Below are 16462 nucleotides of genomic sequence, written 5' to 3'. Positions count from 1 at the left end.
ATCCAGTTATTACTGAAATACTTTTTCGACATCAAGTACTGCAATATTTTTTGCAGGTATTGCAAGCTTATAGTCTGCAATCACTTTATCTTCAGCAACAAGTTCTGCTGGTTTTTCAGCGTTATACACCATAGGTGATGTTTGCTCTGAGGCTAGACGTTTTTGCATGTCTTTGCCGTCACCAGTAATAAACACATAGTGAATATTCTCTGTTTGCAAGTTATCGCGAATAACACGGTTAACATCATCAAGGGTTAGCTTTTCAAGCTTGCCGCGCACATAGTCAACAAAGCTCTCTGTGTTATAGAACTCACTATCAAGCGCATAACCTAATTGGCGATCTTGGCTTGCAACCATTTGTGGCACAAAGTTAATTAAGAAGTTACGAGTCGCTTCAAAATCTTCTTTGCTGATGCCATTTTTAATCAGCTTATCAAGCTCGAATAATGCCGTACGTGTTGCAAAGTGCGCATCGTTATTTGAACGAAGCGGACGTAACCACACTTGGAAAATTTGCTCTGAACGACCTAAGTTAGCATCAGGTTTAGTTTGGAACATACCGCGCGGGAAGTACTCAATATATGCATAGTCTCCATAGTTCATACCACGGGTTTGACGAATGCGCTGATACAAGAAGCTGTTTGAGCTGCGGTGTTCGCCAAAGTACGAGCGCACTAACCAAAGTGCGGTCCAGTCATCACTGCTACGAATTGTATCGATTGGGAAACCAAATGACACAGCGGTAGATTGCGCTGATTTTTCAACAATCGTTGCATGATGCCCTTTTAGCACTGGCGCATCAGGGATCGTTAAGCGGCTTTCTTTACCTTGTGGAAGCGATGTTAAATCTTTCATCATAGTCGATTTAACATCACTCGGAATAGCACCAATTAAACCCACGGTTAGCTTAGATTGGGTAAACTGGTTAGCATAAAACGCTTTTACATCATCAAGCGTCAGCGCTTCTAGATCTGATAAATCACCATAGTTATAGCTTTCATACGGATGGCCTTTGTAAAGCTTATGATAAAGCACTTCTTTACCTAGCTCTTCGTCATTTGACGCTTTCAAACCTGCTTTAATGCTATCAATAAGCTCTTTTTTCAGACGCTTGAAATCATCTTCTCTAAAGCCAGGATTTAACAACTGGTCGCTAACAAGTGCATACCACTTAGCTGCATTGTCTTTATGTACACGGCCGCGTAAAGAAATCATCTCTTTATCGATTTGATAGCCAAAGCTTCCCGCCAGTGGGTATAGCGCTTTTTGAATATCTTTGTAGCTCATGGTTTCTGAGCCACCTTGCGCTAGCATCGCAGCAGTGAGTGCCGCTAAACCTTTTTTACCATGTGGATCAGCTGCTGCGCCGGTATTAAATAACCAGTTAACATCAACCAGTGGTGAGCTATTTGTTTTATCAAGTACTTTAAAGTGACGTTCTGTTGGGGCTTGCTCAATACTAGCGACCAAGGCATTTAAGTCAACTTCTTGCTCAAAACCAGCCACTTTATCAAGCGCCGACATTGTCACTGTGGTACGACTTGAATCAACAAAATATTTGTTTGCTACCGCTTTGATATCTTCTGGAGTAATACTATCAGCAGTGGCGTAAAGTTGGTTAATCACCTCTGGGTCGCGCTCAAAATGCATGTAGCTTGCAAGCGTTGAAGCAATTGACTGCGATGAGTCTAAGCCATTAATGAAGCTGTATTTTAAGTTAGATTTTAAATCAGCTAACTTTTGTGCATCAACTAACTCAGTACGTGCTTGTGCATAAGTACGGTTAATCGCATCACGGGCTTTAGCAAGGTCCGCTTCGTTTTCTACTTTTACAAACACATGTAATAAACCCGGATCTTTAGTATCTGGGTTATAGGTAAACATTTGGCTGGCAATTTGTTTATCAACAACAAGCTCTTGATAAAGTGCCGAGTTGTTAGAGAAATACAGCTGCGAGATCAAATCAAGGGCTGCACGGTCTTTTTGAGTAGGATCCCATGCCGTGCCTTTGTATGACACAAGCAACCAGTGACCTGGTAAACCATCATTTTTCTCATGGATGTATTTTGCTGCTTGTTGTTTAGGCTCAACAGGAATATCTGCTTGGTAATCACCTTTTTTCCAATTACCCCAATGCTTTTTAACCATTGCCATGGTTTCTTGTGGATCAACATCACCAACAATGACTAAAGATACATACTCAGGCTTATAAAATTTAGCGAAAAACTCTTTACCGTAAGCCATTTGATCAGGCATGGCTTCAATGTCTTCAAAAAAGCCCATAGTGGTGTGCTTATAGGTATGCTTTTCGAATGCTTCGTTACGAACGGCAGAAAGTAACTTGCGAATTGGGCTAGCATTATTCTTTAAATATTCACCTTTTACAGTCAGCGCTTCGGTGCGGAACTGCTCTTCGCTGTAAGTCAGGTTTTGGAAAATATCAGCTTCGATTTCAAGTACTTTATCTAAATGCTCTTTTGAAAAGTTTAAATGGTAGTTAGTGTAATCATTGGTTGTGTATGCACGATTATCAACGCCTGAGTTCTTTAAAATATCTGAATACACATCTTGCGGAAATTTTTCAGAGCCTTTAAACATCATATGCTCAAAGAAGTGTGCAAAACCGGTTTTACCTGCTTCAACTTCATTACGCGAACCAACCGATACCGGAATCTGCAGTGATACGACATCTGGGTAATCGGTTTTTACTACCATCACGCGAAGGCCATTCTCAAGCTCTTCTAATAGGTAATCTTGGCTAAATACACGGCTATCGTCTTGGCTTACTAGCTGCTCAATTTCGACTTCTTTAACCATGTTTGACTGTGAATTACTTGCACAGCCACTCAGCGCCAGTGTTACAGCAACACTGGTTGCTAATAATCTAAATTTCATAATGTTCCCTTGTTAGTTATTTTTCTCATCTTTATTGCTGCTTGATTATGCATCAAAGTGCCAGAAAATATGAGGGTCAGCACAATTATTTATGTAAACAGGTGTGTCAATTTAGCGAAACGCCCAGCATTCAACTTGAGTAAAATTCATAGTGATTGAAAAACTTTCAAGAAAAAAATCTATCTAGACGTCTAAATGGCTGCTATATTGTTTGGCATAGACATTAGCACGAGCTGGAATGAGGATTATGGCTTTATCATTACAAGAGAAAATTGAAGACACCAACCAAGGCGTCTACCTAATTGGTACCACACCGCCAAAGTCTGGTACTGATAAAGCACAGCTTGAAACTATTGCCCAAAAGCTACTTGGTCGTTTACACGAAATTGAATACGACGGTGTAATCATTTACGACATTCAAGATGAAAGTAGCCGTATTGCAAAGCCGCGTCCTTTTCCGTTTAAAGAGACTGTCGATCCTCGTGAATACAGTCAGTTACTTCGCAATCTATCGCAACTAGATGTAATCACTTATAAAAGCGTAGCCCAGCGTGGTGAAGCTGAATTTAGTGAGTGGTTAAATGAAACACGCAATGACTTTGAACTAAAAAATTTAGTGCTAGTAGGCAGTCCATCATCTGATGGTGACATCAAATTGAGCCTACCTGATGCGTATAAAGCTTTAGCAAAGCAAGACAGTGATGTGTTTTTAGGTGGCGTTACCATTGCCGAACGTCATGCCAGCAAACGCAATGAACATGAGCGTTTAGTTGAAAAAACAGCACAAGGTTGTAAGTTTTTCATCTCGCAAGCCGTTTACAATGCCCAAGCGACGATTGATTTGATCACTAGCTATGCGCGTAGCTGTAAAGCACAAGGCACAACACCAAAACGCATTATTCTAACGTTTACCCCGTGTGGTGGTGAAAAGACCTTGGAATTTATGGAGTGGTTAGGTATTTCGGTGCCTGAAGCTACCAAATACCGTATGTTAGATTCGGAAAACACCTTGAGTGAATCAGTGCGTATTTGCCGTGAAAATCTCGATTTAATTTTACAAAGCTGCGCGCATTTAGATGTACCGCTAGGTTTAAATATTGAGAGCTTAACCAACCGTAAAGAAGAAATTGATGCGTCAATTAACCTTTACCGATTACTTAAAGCGACCATGGAATTAAACCTAGCTGAAAAGCAAATAGCTTAACGTGCTACCTTAAAGGCTTGCTTTTTCTCATACATATCTTCATCTGCTCGTTTTAATAGCTCAGCAAAGTTTTCTTTTGGCTGAGCTATTACCCCAGAGCCAATACTTAAACTCGTGACAGGAATGCCACGCTTCTCTAAATTCACTTGGAAAGTGGTATTGAGCTTATCAGCGATACTATCTATGCAATCACCGGGCTGAACTTGCAATAACGCAATAAACTCATCGCCCCCTAGGCGGCCAATAATATCGGTTTCACGTAGGCATTCTTTCATGGTGTCAGCTAAACAAATCAGCGCGAGATCGCCCACTTCATGGCCATACGTATCATTGAGTGGCTTAAAGCTGTTTATATCGATAAATAGACAACTAATATCAAAACCAAGTCGTTTCGATATATTTAATTTATGTTGGCAAAGCAGGTCTATTGCACGGCGATTATAAATATTGGTCAGTGAATCAAGCATGGCAATTTCACGCATTTGCGTAAAGTTGTCTAACAGTGCAAGGTCATCTTCAACCATATCGCGAAGCTGCTCGATTAGTTCTAAAAAGCTCTGTTGATAATGGGTTTGTTTAAAATCCATAACACAAAAGGTGCCAAAGGGCTCGCCACTTGGCCAGCTAATTGGCACCCCAAGATAAGACTCAAAACCATCTTTTACCAGAGGGCTGTCATCCCATTGACTATCTTGACTGGCGTGATCAACATAAAGCGGTGCCATGTCACGCAGTACTTTTTTGCAGAAGATATTATCGTCGGCGCTTAATTCAGCCCCGGCATCATAGGGGTTTTCTTGTTGCTCACTGGAGACGATAATACGATAAACATCATCTGTTTTATGAACGATGAAGCCTGCGGGAGCAGAAAACAGCTCAGTCATGAGATCAATTGTTTTCTGCCACTTTTCTAAGGAGAACTGTTTATCAGCGCGGCGGAACGTCCATTTATTCTCTTCTAACATACTAAACTCTCAACTTTAGCCGGAGGATAGTCTAAATATACGCCAAATTTAGGAACGTCTCCTACTTTTTTGCCCTAAAATACGCTTTTTATCGCGTGAGCGGCGTGCCTTATTCGTATTTTTACGAACTTGCTTTGGCTCTTTGGTTAAATCAGGCTCATAGCCTGGTAACCACTGCGGTGTGAGTCTGGTGTCGAGTAAGATATCTATTTCGTCTAATAGCCACTGTTCATCGATGCTAACCAGCGACATCGCCATCCCTTTCTCACCAGCACGCCCTGTACGACCAATACGATGTACGTAGTCCTCAGCCACATAAGGCAGCTCATAGTTAATCACATACTTTAATGAGGCAATATCAAGACCACGCGCAGCAACATCCGTCGCTACCAGTACTCTTGTCGCACCTGATTTAAAATTTTGCAGTGCTTTATCGCGCGCACCTTGGCTCTTATCACCATGAATAGACTCGGTTTTTAAACCGTCTTTACACATTTCTTTAGCAAGCACATCGGCGGTTTGCTTAGTGCGAGTGAATATCAGTACTTGCTGCCAATTTTTCATGCCAATCATATGTGATACCAGCTCACGCTTACGGTCTTCATCAACCGCATAAACTAGCTGCTCAACTTCAACCGCTGCTGAATTGCGTTTATTCACTTCAACTAGTTTAGGATCATTTAATAACTGCTTACTGAGTTTAAAGATGCTGTCGTCAAATGTGGCTGAAAAAAGTAAGGTTTGGCGTTCTTTTGGCACATGGCGCAAGATGCGGTTAATTTCATCTATAAAGCCCATATCAAGCATGCGATCAGCTTCATCGAATACCAAGGCATTGATACTTGAAAGTTTAATACTGCCTTTGATCACATGATCAAGTAAGCGCCCAGGGGTTGCTACCACAACCTGTGCCCCTTTTATGGCTTTAATTTGTGGGCCAATACTGGCGCCGCCATAAGCCAGTGCAGCCTTTATATCAGTATGCGCAGCATAGCGCTCTACACTTGCAAATACTTGCTGAGCGAGCTCTCGGGTTGGTGTTAAAATCAGGATTTTGACAGCATCTGGAAGTACTTCAGCAGATAACAAATTGTGTAGTAGTGGTAAAACAAACGCGGCGGTTTTGCCCGTTCCCGTTTGTGCACTCCCCATGACATCAGCACCCGCTAAAATAAGGGGGATTGTTTGCGCTTGAATTGCAGTAGGAGTGTGATAGTTCTCTTCTAGCAAAGCCGTTAGCAATGCAGGGGCAAGATTTAATTCTGAAAAGGTCGCTGCTGACATAGTCTGAAGTACATTTAGCTATAAAAGCGCTATTGTACGCGGAACATCAGCAACAAAAAAGGCGCAATAAGCGCCCTTTATACAATCTGTAATGACTACACCGGTTTAAGTGATTCTTTACGTTGATTATAAAAACTAATTAAGTCATCAACCGTTGCTTGGCAATAGTCACGAATGCCAGATACAAGCATATGCTTTTCACCTGAACCTACTTTCTCACCATTTTCTAACAGATCAAAGCGAAGCGTAATTTTGCCGCGTTTGCCCGTAAACTCAAAATCAGGCTCAGCAAATTGTAATTCAGGTGCACTGATATCAAGGCGATCAAGGCTAATCAGCATTGATTCGTAAATCACCATTGGACGCGCTGGGCTGATCATCACATCCTGCTTACCCATCAATGGAATGATAACATGCGGGAAGGTCGTGCCAGAGAACTCAACATAGTTTTTGATTAAGTTATTTGTTAACTCAGGGCACTGGCTAACAGCGCCTTCACGTTTCACTTTTAACATGACTTTTTCGCCATCGGTGATCGCAAATTCATCAGCACCTTCAGGGAAAGTCAGCTTTGAATTTTCATCAACCATACCTGCAAACGTGAATTCCATTTTTTCACTGATGCCATAGCGGTTTAAAACCAGCGAAAAAAGTAAATCGCCCGGCACACAAAACTTTTTAGCATCTTTATCGTGTAACGGATTGAAATCATCAGCCACTAACTTGGCGAAACGACAGCCTTGTTCACGTGAGATAGAAACGTAATCAGCATGTTGCTGATAATAAGGACTTAACATAATTGTTCACTGCTTAAACTACTTATAACCTGACTATACTACCAGATAAAATGAAAATAGAGGTCGAATCTGTTAATTATTAATCACGTACTCAGCAAATGTTAAATTACATCAGCTAAAATAATGGTTTCGACAGGGAAAATTTAAATTGTATCAATTTGTACGAAACAATTAACAAATAACCCAGAATAGTAAACACTTATGCCCAGCTAAAAGATAGTGAAAAACTATTAGCTAAAACTAAATATAAATTCAGTTTTCTTTTTAAAACAACAAGCTAACTTTAGAGCAATAAGAAAATACGCCAATAGGCTGAAAATACTGGCTTTGCATAGCACCTATTTGTAGCTATAACGATAAATAAGGTATGATAGACCCGCTTTTTTATCGTGTAATCGCCACTCATAGGCTGCATAAATAATAATTATAATAAGCGGCATACAAATGAGTACTCAAAGTGAGTTGGGCGGGTTACATCAACTTTCGATGGTTATTGTTACTTTGAAAAAAAGACTATTAAAAAACAGAGACTTGGTTAAATGATAAACCGATTAAGTTGGCTATTACTGTTTTTTTGTCTTTGTTTTTCGTCGCTTTGCTTAAGCGATGACAATCCCGAGCAACCTTTTTTTAAAGTCTCTCCCACGGTGTGTGTGACAGACACGAAACAAAAAGCCTGTGAATTTAATATACAGATTCATTTTCGTGTTGCTCCCTTTAAAGAGCTTTGTTTAGAGATAACTCAGCGTCCACACTATACGCAGTGTTACAAACAAGGTGGTTTAATTGTCGAGAAATTAACGATTAAGACTGAGCATCCGCTGACGGTCAAATTAATTAATCCATTGAACAATCAAGTTGTTAAGCAACAACTACTGTCAATAGCAAGCTATGAAGCTAAAGATTACCGTATAAAGCGGCGCTTTGGCTGGAGTTTATAATGCAGCATATTTTTTTAATTGAAGATGATGTGAAATTAGCAAGCTTAATTCAAACGTTTTTGTTAAAGCATGGCTATACCATAGATGTATTTAATACTGCCGAGGCGTATCGTAGCAGTGAAATCACCTTCATGCCTTCACTTATTATCTGTGATGTGATGCTACCGGATGGCAATGGTTTTGAGTTAATTTCTCAATTGAAAGAAAAATACAGTTGCCCTGTCATTTTTCTAACGGCGCTGGATTCTGTGCAATCACAAATTAAAGGATTAAACCTAGGTGCTTACGACTACCTTGTAAAACCCATTAAGCCTGAATTGTTACTCGCCAAGATAAAAACGATTATTGCCCACACCGTTGGCCAAGATAACTTTTCACACCAAATTGATATTTTGCGTATCGATACTAAAAAACGCGATATCTACTTTCACAATACAGCGTTGAATCTCAACGAAAGTGAATTTGAAATCATTGCTTACCTTGCTAAAAATACCCCACAACCGGTTTCTCGCGAAGTATTATTCAAGCATGTTATTGGCCGTGAGTATGACGGACTTGACCGAGCAATTGACTTAAAAATTAGCCGTTTACGCAAAAAGCTCAAAGAAACCATTAGCGATCAAAAAGAAGCGTTAGATATCAAGTCTGTACGAGGTAAAGGATACAGCTTGGATATTTCAAAAATATGAAGCAGCAATTTTTTAAGCTGTATTTAATTATCACAGTAAGCTTAATTGCTTTAGTTTTAGCTTTTGGCCAGCTTTATAATCAGTTTTTTTCTGAGCAGATCCCCAGCGTGCAAATTAGTGTCGCAGAGCTTGCGAAAATTGCAGAACAAAAAGAAATGAGGATCAGCTCCTTTAATCAAAATGAGCTTGTATTACCTAATTCATTACAAGCCAGTTTCGATAAAGATGGTATTATCACCGTCACCGAAAACAATCAGCAGTTTATATACTTAAAAGGAGGTAATGGCAGCATCCAAAAAGTTGGCTCTATTTCTTTGATTTCGCAAGCAAAGACTGACTGGTTTGCATTTTTTGCCTTTTACTTTTTACTTGGTGCGATGATCTTATTATTCATTCGCCCGGTATTTCGTGATTTAAGCTTATTACAACGCGCAGCCCATCGCTTTAGTAAAAAACCGCAACGCATAGAGCTTGATATAAAACCCAATTCGTCTATTGCGCCATTGGCCAGCACCTTCACCCATATGTCTGAGCGCATCAATAAGTTTGTTCAGCTACATAACGACTTATCGCGTATTATTTCTCATGAAATACGCACCCCCTTACCCGTATGCGATTTGCTTTGTCGATTGCCGATTTGAAATCACAAGAAAGTAGCCAAATTGAGCGCGATATTGATGAGATTGAATTACGACTAGAGCAGTACTTATCGTTCGCTCGCTTAGAGCACCAGCAAAGTGTGTTTAATCAGGAGAAAGTTAACTTAGCTAAACTGATCAACATAGAAATTGCTAAATTTGATTTATATAAAGAACTTAAATTCATTCCAGCGCTTGAGGTAGACACAGCTTATTGCGAAGCAAGCTTTATGGCTATTGCAGTACAAAACTTACTGATCAACGCCACAAAATACGCAAAAAATACTATTTATATAAGAAGTGCAGAACAAGCAGGTTATTACTTTATTAGCATTACTGATGACGGACCGGGCTTACCAATTAATGCGGATGCGCTCATTGAGCCTTTTAAACAAGGTGAAGGAGATAAGCTTGCAAGTGGCTATGGATTAGGACTTTATATTGTGCATCGTATTGCCAGCTGGCATGGCGGTAAAATTAGCTTAGCTAACAGCTCACAAACAGGTGGTGCAGAGATCACCATTCGTTGGCCTAAAAGTGGTAAGTAATACCTGTAAAACCTGAGAAGTAACCGTTTTTATTGATCATGTGTGAGTTAGCTAAGTTGCTATCAAGCCATGTATGTTTGAGTTTGAAATCAAGGCTGAAACTATCGCTGATCGGATATTCGTAACTTACTTTTAAGTAGTAGTTGGTGGCACTTTCTAAGTTGTAGCTTAGTAAACGAGTTTTGCTTTCTGATGGAGCTACTGTGTAGTAGTAGTCGATCAGCTCTTCATTTTTATAATTAATACCCGCTTCAATGCCAGCATTACCAGAAAACAGTTCAAATACTTGATAGCCGTTGAACAAGATTTCATAACCATTGTGAACATTGGTTACATCATGAACATACGCCGCGCTTAACCAAATACCATCGTAGACGTTTACTGCTGATGATAACCCTGCCATATAAGAAAGGTCACGTTCTATAGGCGTTAGGTTAATCGGTGATGCGGTAGGTAATGTCGGTCGCCCAGAGCTCGAACGAACAACACCAGTGGCATAGAGTTTATCTACCCCATCCAGCTCAAAGAAAAAGCCATCATCATTAAAGCGCCCCAGTAAATCAACGTAGAAGTTCTCTGTTTCATAGAGGCTGTAGCCTAAAGAAAAGTCATCGAAATACCAGTTATCACCATAATAAGCAAAGCTTGGCAGGATTGGCGAAGTGACGTCATCGGCATCAAGTACCGGGTTCTCAATGCCCCCGTAACCCACTGTGATGCAGGCATGGATTGTCGACTTTTTAATTAATTGTTGCTGTTTAACATCAGCCTGCGCAAACGCAGTTGATGCAGATAAACAACACACTAAGCCAAACAATTTCTTCATTAACGCAATTCACCTTTATGTCATAATTAAGAATTATTATGACAACTCTATACTACTAAAAACTATTTAGTCTTTACCCAATCGGGAACGATCATATCGTTTGCGCGCTTTATTGTATAATTTTTTTGACCAACAAAACGGCGTAGACAGCTGATTTACGCCCCACATTCAAACTAACACACTGAAAAAAATATAAAATAGCTTGTACATTTTGCTACATAGGTTTTCAGTTGTTAGTTATTCTTTTTGGTTATTAAAATGTACGACTTATTTTTGCTAGACCAAAAAAAGGGCCCGAAGGCCCTTTGTCACATAACATACTTAGGGAGTACTTAGCCTCGTTTTACGCGGCGACGAACACCTGCAAAACCAGCTAATAGAACAGTTAACCATGCAAGTGAACCACTTGATGATTTCGCTTTTTCTTCAGGAACCACGGTTGTTTCTTGTGCCGTTACCGTTACAGCTACACCTAGCTCCATGGCTTCTACACCATCACTAACCGTTACAGTAAACTGATGCTCACCAGCCGTTAAGCCTGATACTTCAGTGATTGCTGATGTTGGGCTTGCGATTGTACCTGGGCCTTCCCATGAGAAAGTTAACTCATCGTTATCTAAATCATGTGATGCTGATGCATCTAGGGTAATCATGCTGCCTTCTGTAACTTGCTGAGCACTTGCTTCAACAACCACTACCGGTGCGTCGTTAACTGCTTCAACCGTTAACATAAAGGTCGTGCTTGCAGCATCTGAAGGGTATTCAATATCAGATACCATCACAGTTACTTCTGTCTCACCAGAGAAGTTCTCATTTGGTGTAATCGTGACTGTATCGCCATCAACTTCATAGGTTACATCATCAGAAATTACCGAGATTTCATTCTTCGAGTTTTTCTCATCAATATGATGAACTTCAAAGCTAATCGGTGTTTCTTCTGTTGTTACCATGTCATCAAGCGCTACCACAGTGATGTTGCCTGGAATGGCTAGTGTTGCTGTTGAAGTCATGTCGTTAAGACCTGAGATTGCTGCTTTAGCTGCAACTTCAAGTGTTTGACCTGCTGCAGACGGCGTAACTTCGGCCCAAGCAGTCACTTCAAATTGTGATGACTCTGGACCTACATAGTCCATACACACCACGTAACCATCGCTGATCACTTCATCTAGGTTGTTATAAGCGATTTGAATACCACGGTAGTTTTCAAGTGGACCATACTCATACTGGGCACCACGGAAACCTTGTAAACCGATACTACCTGCAGGACGTGTCGACCCATAATCTAGGTTATCGTATGCATAGTAAATTTCATGCTCACCTTTACCAAAGCGTGTATTTGCATTAAATAACACTTGGAAATCAAATGAGTTATCACGTTTAGTGTAAGTGTATTTACCTGTTGTGCGGTCATACACTGGATCATCGTAGTCTGATGCGTTATCCCACTCAACAATACCCCAACCGGTAGTGGTACTTGCAAGTGAAATACCTTCGCTAGACGATAAACCAACTGACATTACTGAGCGTAATAAGCCATTATCAGTGAACTCCCAACCACGCCATAATGGACCCATGTTCTCATATGGGAATGAGTTATAAGGGAACGGATTATGTACAGGGTAGAAGTAACGGCTACCATTGGTATTCACTGTACCCATACCACGAATTTGGATTATCGAGTTTTGGATATTGGTATTTTCAGCATTGTTATACAGGCTAAATGTGTCATAAGCACCGTTGTATAAACTTGCGATTGGTAACGAATAACCACTACGTGAGTTGTAAAGATTGTTTTCATCGAAACCAGATAGAATTGGCGTAATACCAAACTCTGATAAATCAACATAGCCACCCGGGTTTGAGTTACCAAAATCAGGCGTACGACACATTTCATCGGTAATGTTATCTGTCACGATATAATCAGGCTCAACATCGCGGGTATCTGCTTGCGTACCTGTTACAATCACTTTACCGTCTGCTATTTCAACATTGATTTCTGATGCTGTTGAAACAGCAACGTTTTCAGCTTTGATATCAAGACCAGCAGGGATAGCAAGTTCTAATGAGAACTCACGATCAGCACCTGAGTTATTCGCTAACACTTCAAACGTGTAAGGAATCATATCGCCTACTTTTGCACCTGTATATGGCGCATCAAGGTGAGCAACATCGTTACCGCGGTTTAGCTTAAATGGAATAGACCCTAGGTTGCCATAGTTCACAGCCGAAGTACCTACATCTAATAGTGAGTAGTACACGCTGTCAGCATCAAGATCCATGTCCCAGTTTACTGTCATTTCAACGGTATTTTGGCCATCACTACCCGGCAAACTTGCAGTCATACCTGATGCAACTTGGTCTGATACAACCGCGGTCGCAATTTCAAAGGTTTCTTCAACTGCATCTACTGATGATTTATTGGTGTTATAAACAACAACCCAATACTCGCCTTCTTCTGGATTATTGATATTACAGAAGTTTTTATAAATCTTATGGTTAGATACACACAAGATTTCGTCTTGTGGCTGTACAATACCATCACCGTTGTAGTCTTTACCTACATAGATGATAGGATTACCTACATTTAAAGTGCCTTCAAGTTCAGACTCAACACTCACTGCTTCTGCAATTAAGCGTTTTGAATTTGCAGGTACCGTTACAAATTTAGCAAAGGTTGCTTCATCTAGAATATCTGCCGCATCCACTTCGTCTGTGCGATTCATAGCCCAAGGGAAAGTTCGGTCATCATCTTTTGGTAAAGTCACCGTGGTGATGTCAGCTTTTATAGGCTGATATGCACGTGCTACAGGTGCTTCAACACTTGGTAAGACGATACCTTTAGCAACATAAGTACCTACGTTTGAGTGAGCTGTCGTCTCTAATGATGATGGTAAGTTACCACGGTCATATTTAAACGCGACAGGCCAATGTGCATCTGGAATGTCCGCTTCTTCAGCTTGGAAAACAAGGTTTGTATGAAGCTCAACTTCAGAGTTACTAAACCAATCTTGGGTATCCATGATTGATGCTTTAACTATGATTGTTTGTGTTTCACCTTTTTTCAGCGTGAAGGTTTTCGGGAAGATATCAATGTTTACGCCATTTTGCTTACCCTGCGTATTTACGTCAAACGCCCAGTTTTCTACATCTTCGTGGCTTACCGTCCAGGTACCATCTTCTGTCGCTTTAATGGTACGAACCCACTGACACTCAGGTGCACATGAGAAGTTAACTAGGTTTGGTAAGTTTAATTTATGTGGCGTACCACCATTATATGGATCAGCAGCTAAGAAGTTATCCGCGCTTTCATCCATTACAAAGCCCGCTTTAGCAGCCAATGCAACATTGATGCGACCTGCACCTGAACGGTAGATTTTCGCATCTGCTACAACATCACTTTCGCTATTTAAACGGTGATATTTAACAACGTTTTCAGCGGTCATTGATAATGCAGATTGAATTTCAGCCGCCGTCCACTCTGGGTGAATTTGACGTAGTAACGCCATTGAACCGGCAACATGTGGTGATGCCATCGACGTGCCGCTGATCGCTGCATAGTCTTGACCATGTGGAGTTACAAACGGATGCTCATCAGAGTATGCCGCGTAAATATCAACACCTGGTGCTGCAAGCGTTGGAGCCAAAATTTCGATGTTTGAATATGATGGACCACGTGATGAGAAGGTTGCTAACCAATCCGCATCTTCTGCATCAACACGACGCTCAATCACCGTTGGCTTAATAGTGATCATGTGACCAAGTTCTGAGTAGCTATCTACCCAATCCTCTAAACCATCTTCTGGATAAACACCATTCCATTGATCATAAGTAAAGTGCACACCTGGTAATGAGTAACCTTCAGGTACAGTACCTTGGTCACGATCACGGTTAAACATGATGAAGCCATCTGCACCACCGGCTTTTACATGATCAACTTTTGCAGTACGGGCATTGGCTGCTGAGTCGTTTGGATCGTGGCGTTGACAGATAACAATCACATTAGTGCTACCATCAGCCGCACCTGCGATCTCAGTACCATCTTTGTAGAAATTAAAGGTATTTTCTGGGTAATCAGCTGTACAGTAACCGTTGTAATCTTTAAAGCCATCTACGTCTGCATAGTCTTTAGCCCAAACAACAACACCGGTAATTTCTTCGCTATTAATTGAACCACCAACAAGTCCTGTTTCTGACCAGCTAGGAACTTCTGAACCCAGTGTATCGTCTGCAAAGCCAGCAAATTCGACGGCAGTTTCAACAGCGACAGTGCGACCATGCGTTGTTGCTGCAACTTGTGCAAGCCAAGGTGACGAGTTATCTAAATAACCAAAACATTCAGCTGAACCACATGATTGACCACTGTTACCCGCAGCCGCTGCAACGTTGATACCCGCTTCGCGTGCTGCTAAGAAAGCAAGTTGTACCGGATCGGCCCATACATTTGAATCGGCACCACCAATTGAGAAGTTGATTACATCAACACCATCAGAAATAGCATCTTCAATACCTGCAACTAGTGCTTCGCCTGGACAGCCTGCATATTCATCACTTGATGGGTAGCATACTTGATAAGCAATAATATTTGCGTGAGGCGCAACACCCGAGATTTCAGGGAAAAGATCTTCTTTTAAGATATTACCATCAGTGTTTTCACCATAACTAGGAAGCATAAACGGTACATTTTTAACCACGTTACCAGCTGCTGTTGAAGCTACGTGTGAGCCGTGGCCTTGGTAATCTTCACCAATTGCAGGCCAGCCTGGGATCATGGCATCAAATGCATCCGTGATCACATCATAAGAACGCACACCGATTAATTTATTATTACATTGGATTTCTTCTGGCTCTTCAACACAGTCACCTACATAAACACCTGGACCAAATGGGTTTTCATGTTCGTAACCATCACCACCTACAGCTGCAAATGAAGGGTGATCTGAGTTAATACCTGTATCGATGATACCAACGATTTGCCCTTCACCTTTCCCCTTGATACCACTAGGAACGCTTGAGCCATCCCAAATTTGATCAGCGCCGATATGCTTAGGGCCTTCATCAGAAAGAAGATCATAGTTTTTCGAACGCATCACAGAAACAACTGAGCCTAGTTCAGCAACTCGCATTGCTTCTTGCTCTGTCATTTTTACAGAGAAACCATTTAATGCTTTAGTGAATTGACGACGCATCTCTGTGCGACCTGTCACCGCAGTCACGTTTTGCATTACAGTACGTTGTTTTGAAAGTAATTTATTTTGATAATCAGTTACAGCAGAGACCGCCGCTTGACCTTTTTCAAATACTTTTGAAACGCCTTGTGCTTGAAGTGATTGTGATAATGGCGAAGTTAAATCGCGTGCTTCAAGAGCGACTGAGTTATCACGTAAACGGATAATATAAATATGCTCACCATCAATGCCTTCTTCAGCAAATTTATTTGCTTTGCTATTTAGCTGAACATTCAAACCATCGTTTTGCAGCATGTTGCTAGAGTCACCTTGGTTAATCTCTTTGCTAAATGCTTTTACTTCTTCAAATGTGATGTTTGGTGCTTTTAATTGGTGTTTAACTTGATTGTTATCAACACCCACTGCGTGAGCAGCACTAGCACTGTAGAGAGCTGCGGCAACAGCAATCGAGAGTGTTTTCACTTGCATAAAGTATCCCCTGGATAGTTA

General features: G+C 40.9%; 11 protein-coding genes. 5 read left to right on the top strand and 6 right to left on the bottom strand.

Going from position 1 to position 16462, the window contains the following annotated elements; genetic code table 11:
• Nucleotides 1–9 precede the first annotated feature (9 nt).
• Nucleotides 10–2895, bottom strand: a complete 2886-nt coding sequence (locus tag P4S60_RS03295) for a M16 family metallopeptidase (protein ID WP_337114991.1) — start codon at nt 2893–2895, stop codon at nt 10–12.
• 247 nt (nt 2896–3142) lie between these two features.
• Here P4S60_RS03295 and P4S60_RS03290 point away from each other — a divergent pair, with 247 nt between their 5' ends.
• A complete protein-coding gene (locus P4S60_RS03290; RefSeq protein WP_119852347.1) occupies nt 3143–4099 on the top strand; it encodes a methylenetetrahydrofolate reductase in 957 nt (318 codons plus the stop codon).
• Here the strand turns inward: P4S60_RS03290 and P4S60_RS03285 are convergent.
• The 3 genes from P4S60_RS03285 to P4S60_RS03275 all read right to left on the bottom strand — a co-directional run bounded on the left by P4S60_RS03285 (nt 4096) and on the right by P4S60_RS03275 (nt 7145).
• Nucleotides 4096–5064 carry a sensor domain-containing diguanylate cyclase gene (locus tag P4S60_RS03285; RefSeq protein WP_337114990.1) on the bottom strand — a complete coding sequence of 323 codons (969 nt, stop codon included), beginning with the start codon at nt 5062–5064 and terminating at the stop codon, nt 4096–4098. The two genes, P4S60_RS03290 and P4S60_RS03285, sit on opposite strands and share 4 nt — an antisense overlap.
• Before the next feature lie 48 nt (nt 5065–5112).
• Nucleotides 5113–6348 (bottom strand): DEAD/DEAH box helicase, encoded by a 1236-nt coding sequence (locus tag P4S60_RS03280; protein WP_337114989.1) that lies wholly within the window; start codon nt 6346–6348, stop codon nt 5113–5115.
• Nucleotides 6349–6443: 95 nt separating this feature from the next.
• Complete coding sequence (locus tag P4S60_RS03275) at nt 6444–7145, bottom strand: DUF3581 family protein (protein WP_337114988.1); 702 nt, start codon at nt 7143–7145, stop codon at nt 6444–6446.
• A gap of 539 nt (nt 7146–7684) precedes the next feature.
• On the opposite strand from P4S60_RS03275, the gene P4S60_RS03270 reads away from it, so the two are divergent.
• Genes P4S60_RS03270 through P4S60_RS03255 form a run of 4 tightly spaced genes read left to right on the top strand, consistent with a single transcriptional unit; the run spans nt 7685 to nt 9961 of the window.
• Complete coding sequence (locus P4S60_RS03270) at nt 7685–8086, top strand: DUF3019 domain-containing protein (protein ID WP_337114987.1); 402 nt, start codon at nt 7685–7687, stop codon at nt 8084–8086.
• Nucleotides 8086–8775, top strand: coding sequence for a response regulator transcription factor (locus P4S60_RS03265; RefSeq protein WP_063703328.1), 690 nt, complete (start codon nt 8086–8088; stop codon nt 8773–8775). Before P4S60_RS03270 ends, P4S60_RS03265 begins: the two co-directional genes overlap by 1 nt.
• On the top strand, nt 8772–9416 hold the full coding sequence (locus tag P4S60_RS03260) for a hypothetical protein (RefSeq protein ID WP_337114986.1): 645 nt from the start codon (nt 8772–8774) through the stop codon (nt 9414–9416). Before P4S60_RS03265 ends, P4S60_RS03260 begins: the two co-directional genes overlap by 4 nt.
• On the top strand, nt 9413–9961 hold the full coding sequence (locus P4S60_RS03255; RefSeq protein ID WP_337114985.1) for a sensor histidine kinase: 549 nt from the start codon (nt 9413–9415) through the stop codon (nt 9959–9961). Before P4S60_RS03260 ends, P4S60_RS03255 begins: the two co-directional genes overlap by 4 nt.
• Here the strand turns inward: P4S60_RS03255 and P4S60_RS03250 are convergent.
• Together P4S60_RS03250 and P4S60_RS03245 are read right to left on the bottom strand one after the other, a co-directional pair.
• Nucleotides 9945–10787 (bottom strand): MipA/OmpV family protein, encoded by an 843-nt coding sequence (locus P4S60_RS03250; RefSeq protein ID WP_337114984.1) that lies wholly within the window; start codon nt 10785–10787, stop codon nt 9945–9947. The two genes, P4S60_RS03255 and P4S60_RS03250, sit on opposite strands and share 17 nt — an antisense overlap.
• Before the next feature lie 332 nt (nt 10788–11119).
• Entirely contained in the window at nt 11120–16441 is a 5322-nt protein-coding gene (locus tag P4S60_RS03245; protein ID WP_337114983.1) for a S8 family serine peptidase, read from the bottom strand.
• Between the last annotated feature and the right edge of the window lie 21 nt (nt 16442–16462).

The sequence above is a fragment of the Pseudoalteromonas sp. Hal040 genome, from assembly GCF_037162425.1.
GTDB classification, from domain to species: domain Bacteria; phylum Pseudomonadota; class Gammaproteobacteria; order Enterobacterales; family Alteromonadaceae; genus Pseudoalteromonas; species Pseudoalteromonas gelatinilytica.
The sequence above is the reverse complement of the archived record's forward strand: the minus strand, read 5'-3'. Positions and strand labels throughout refer to the sequence as shown.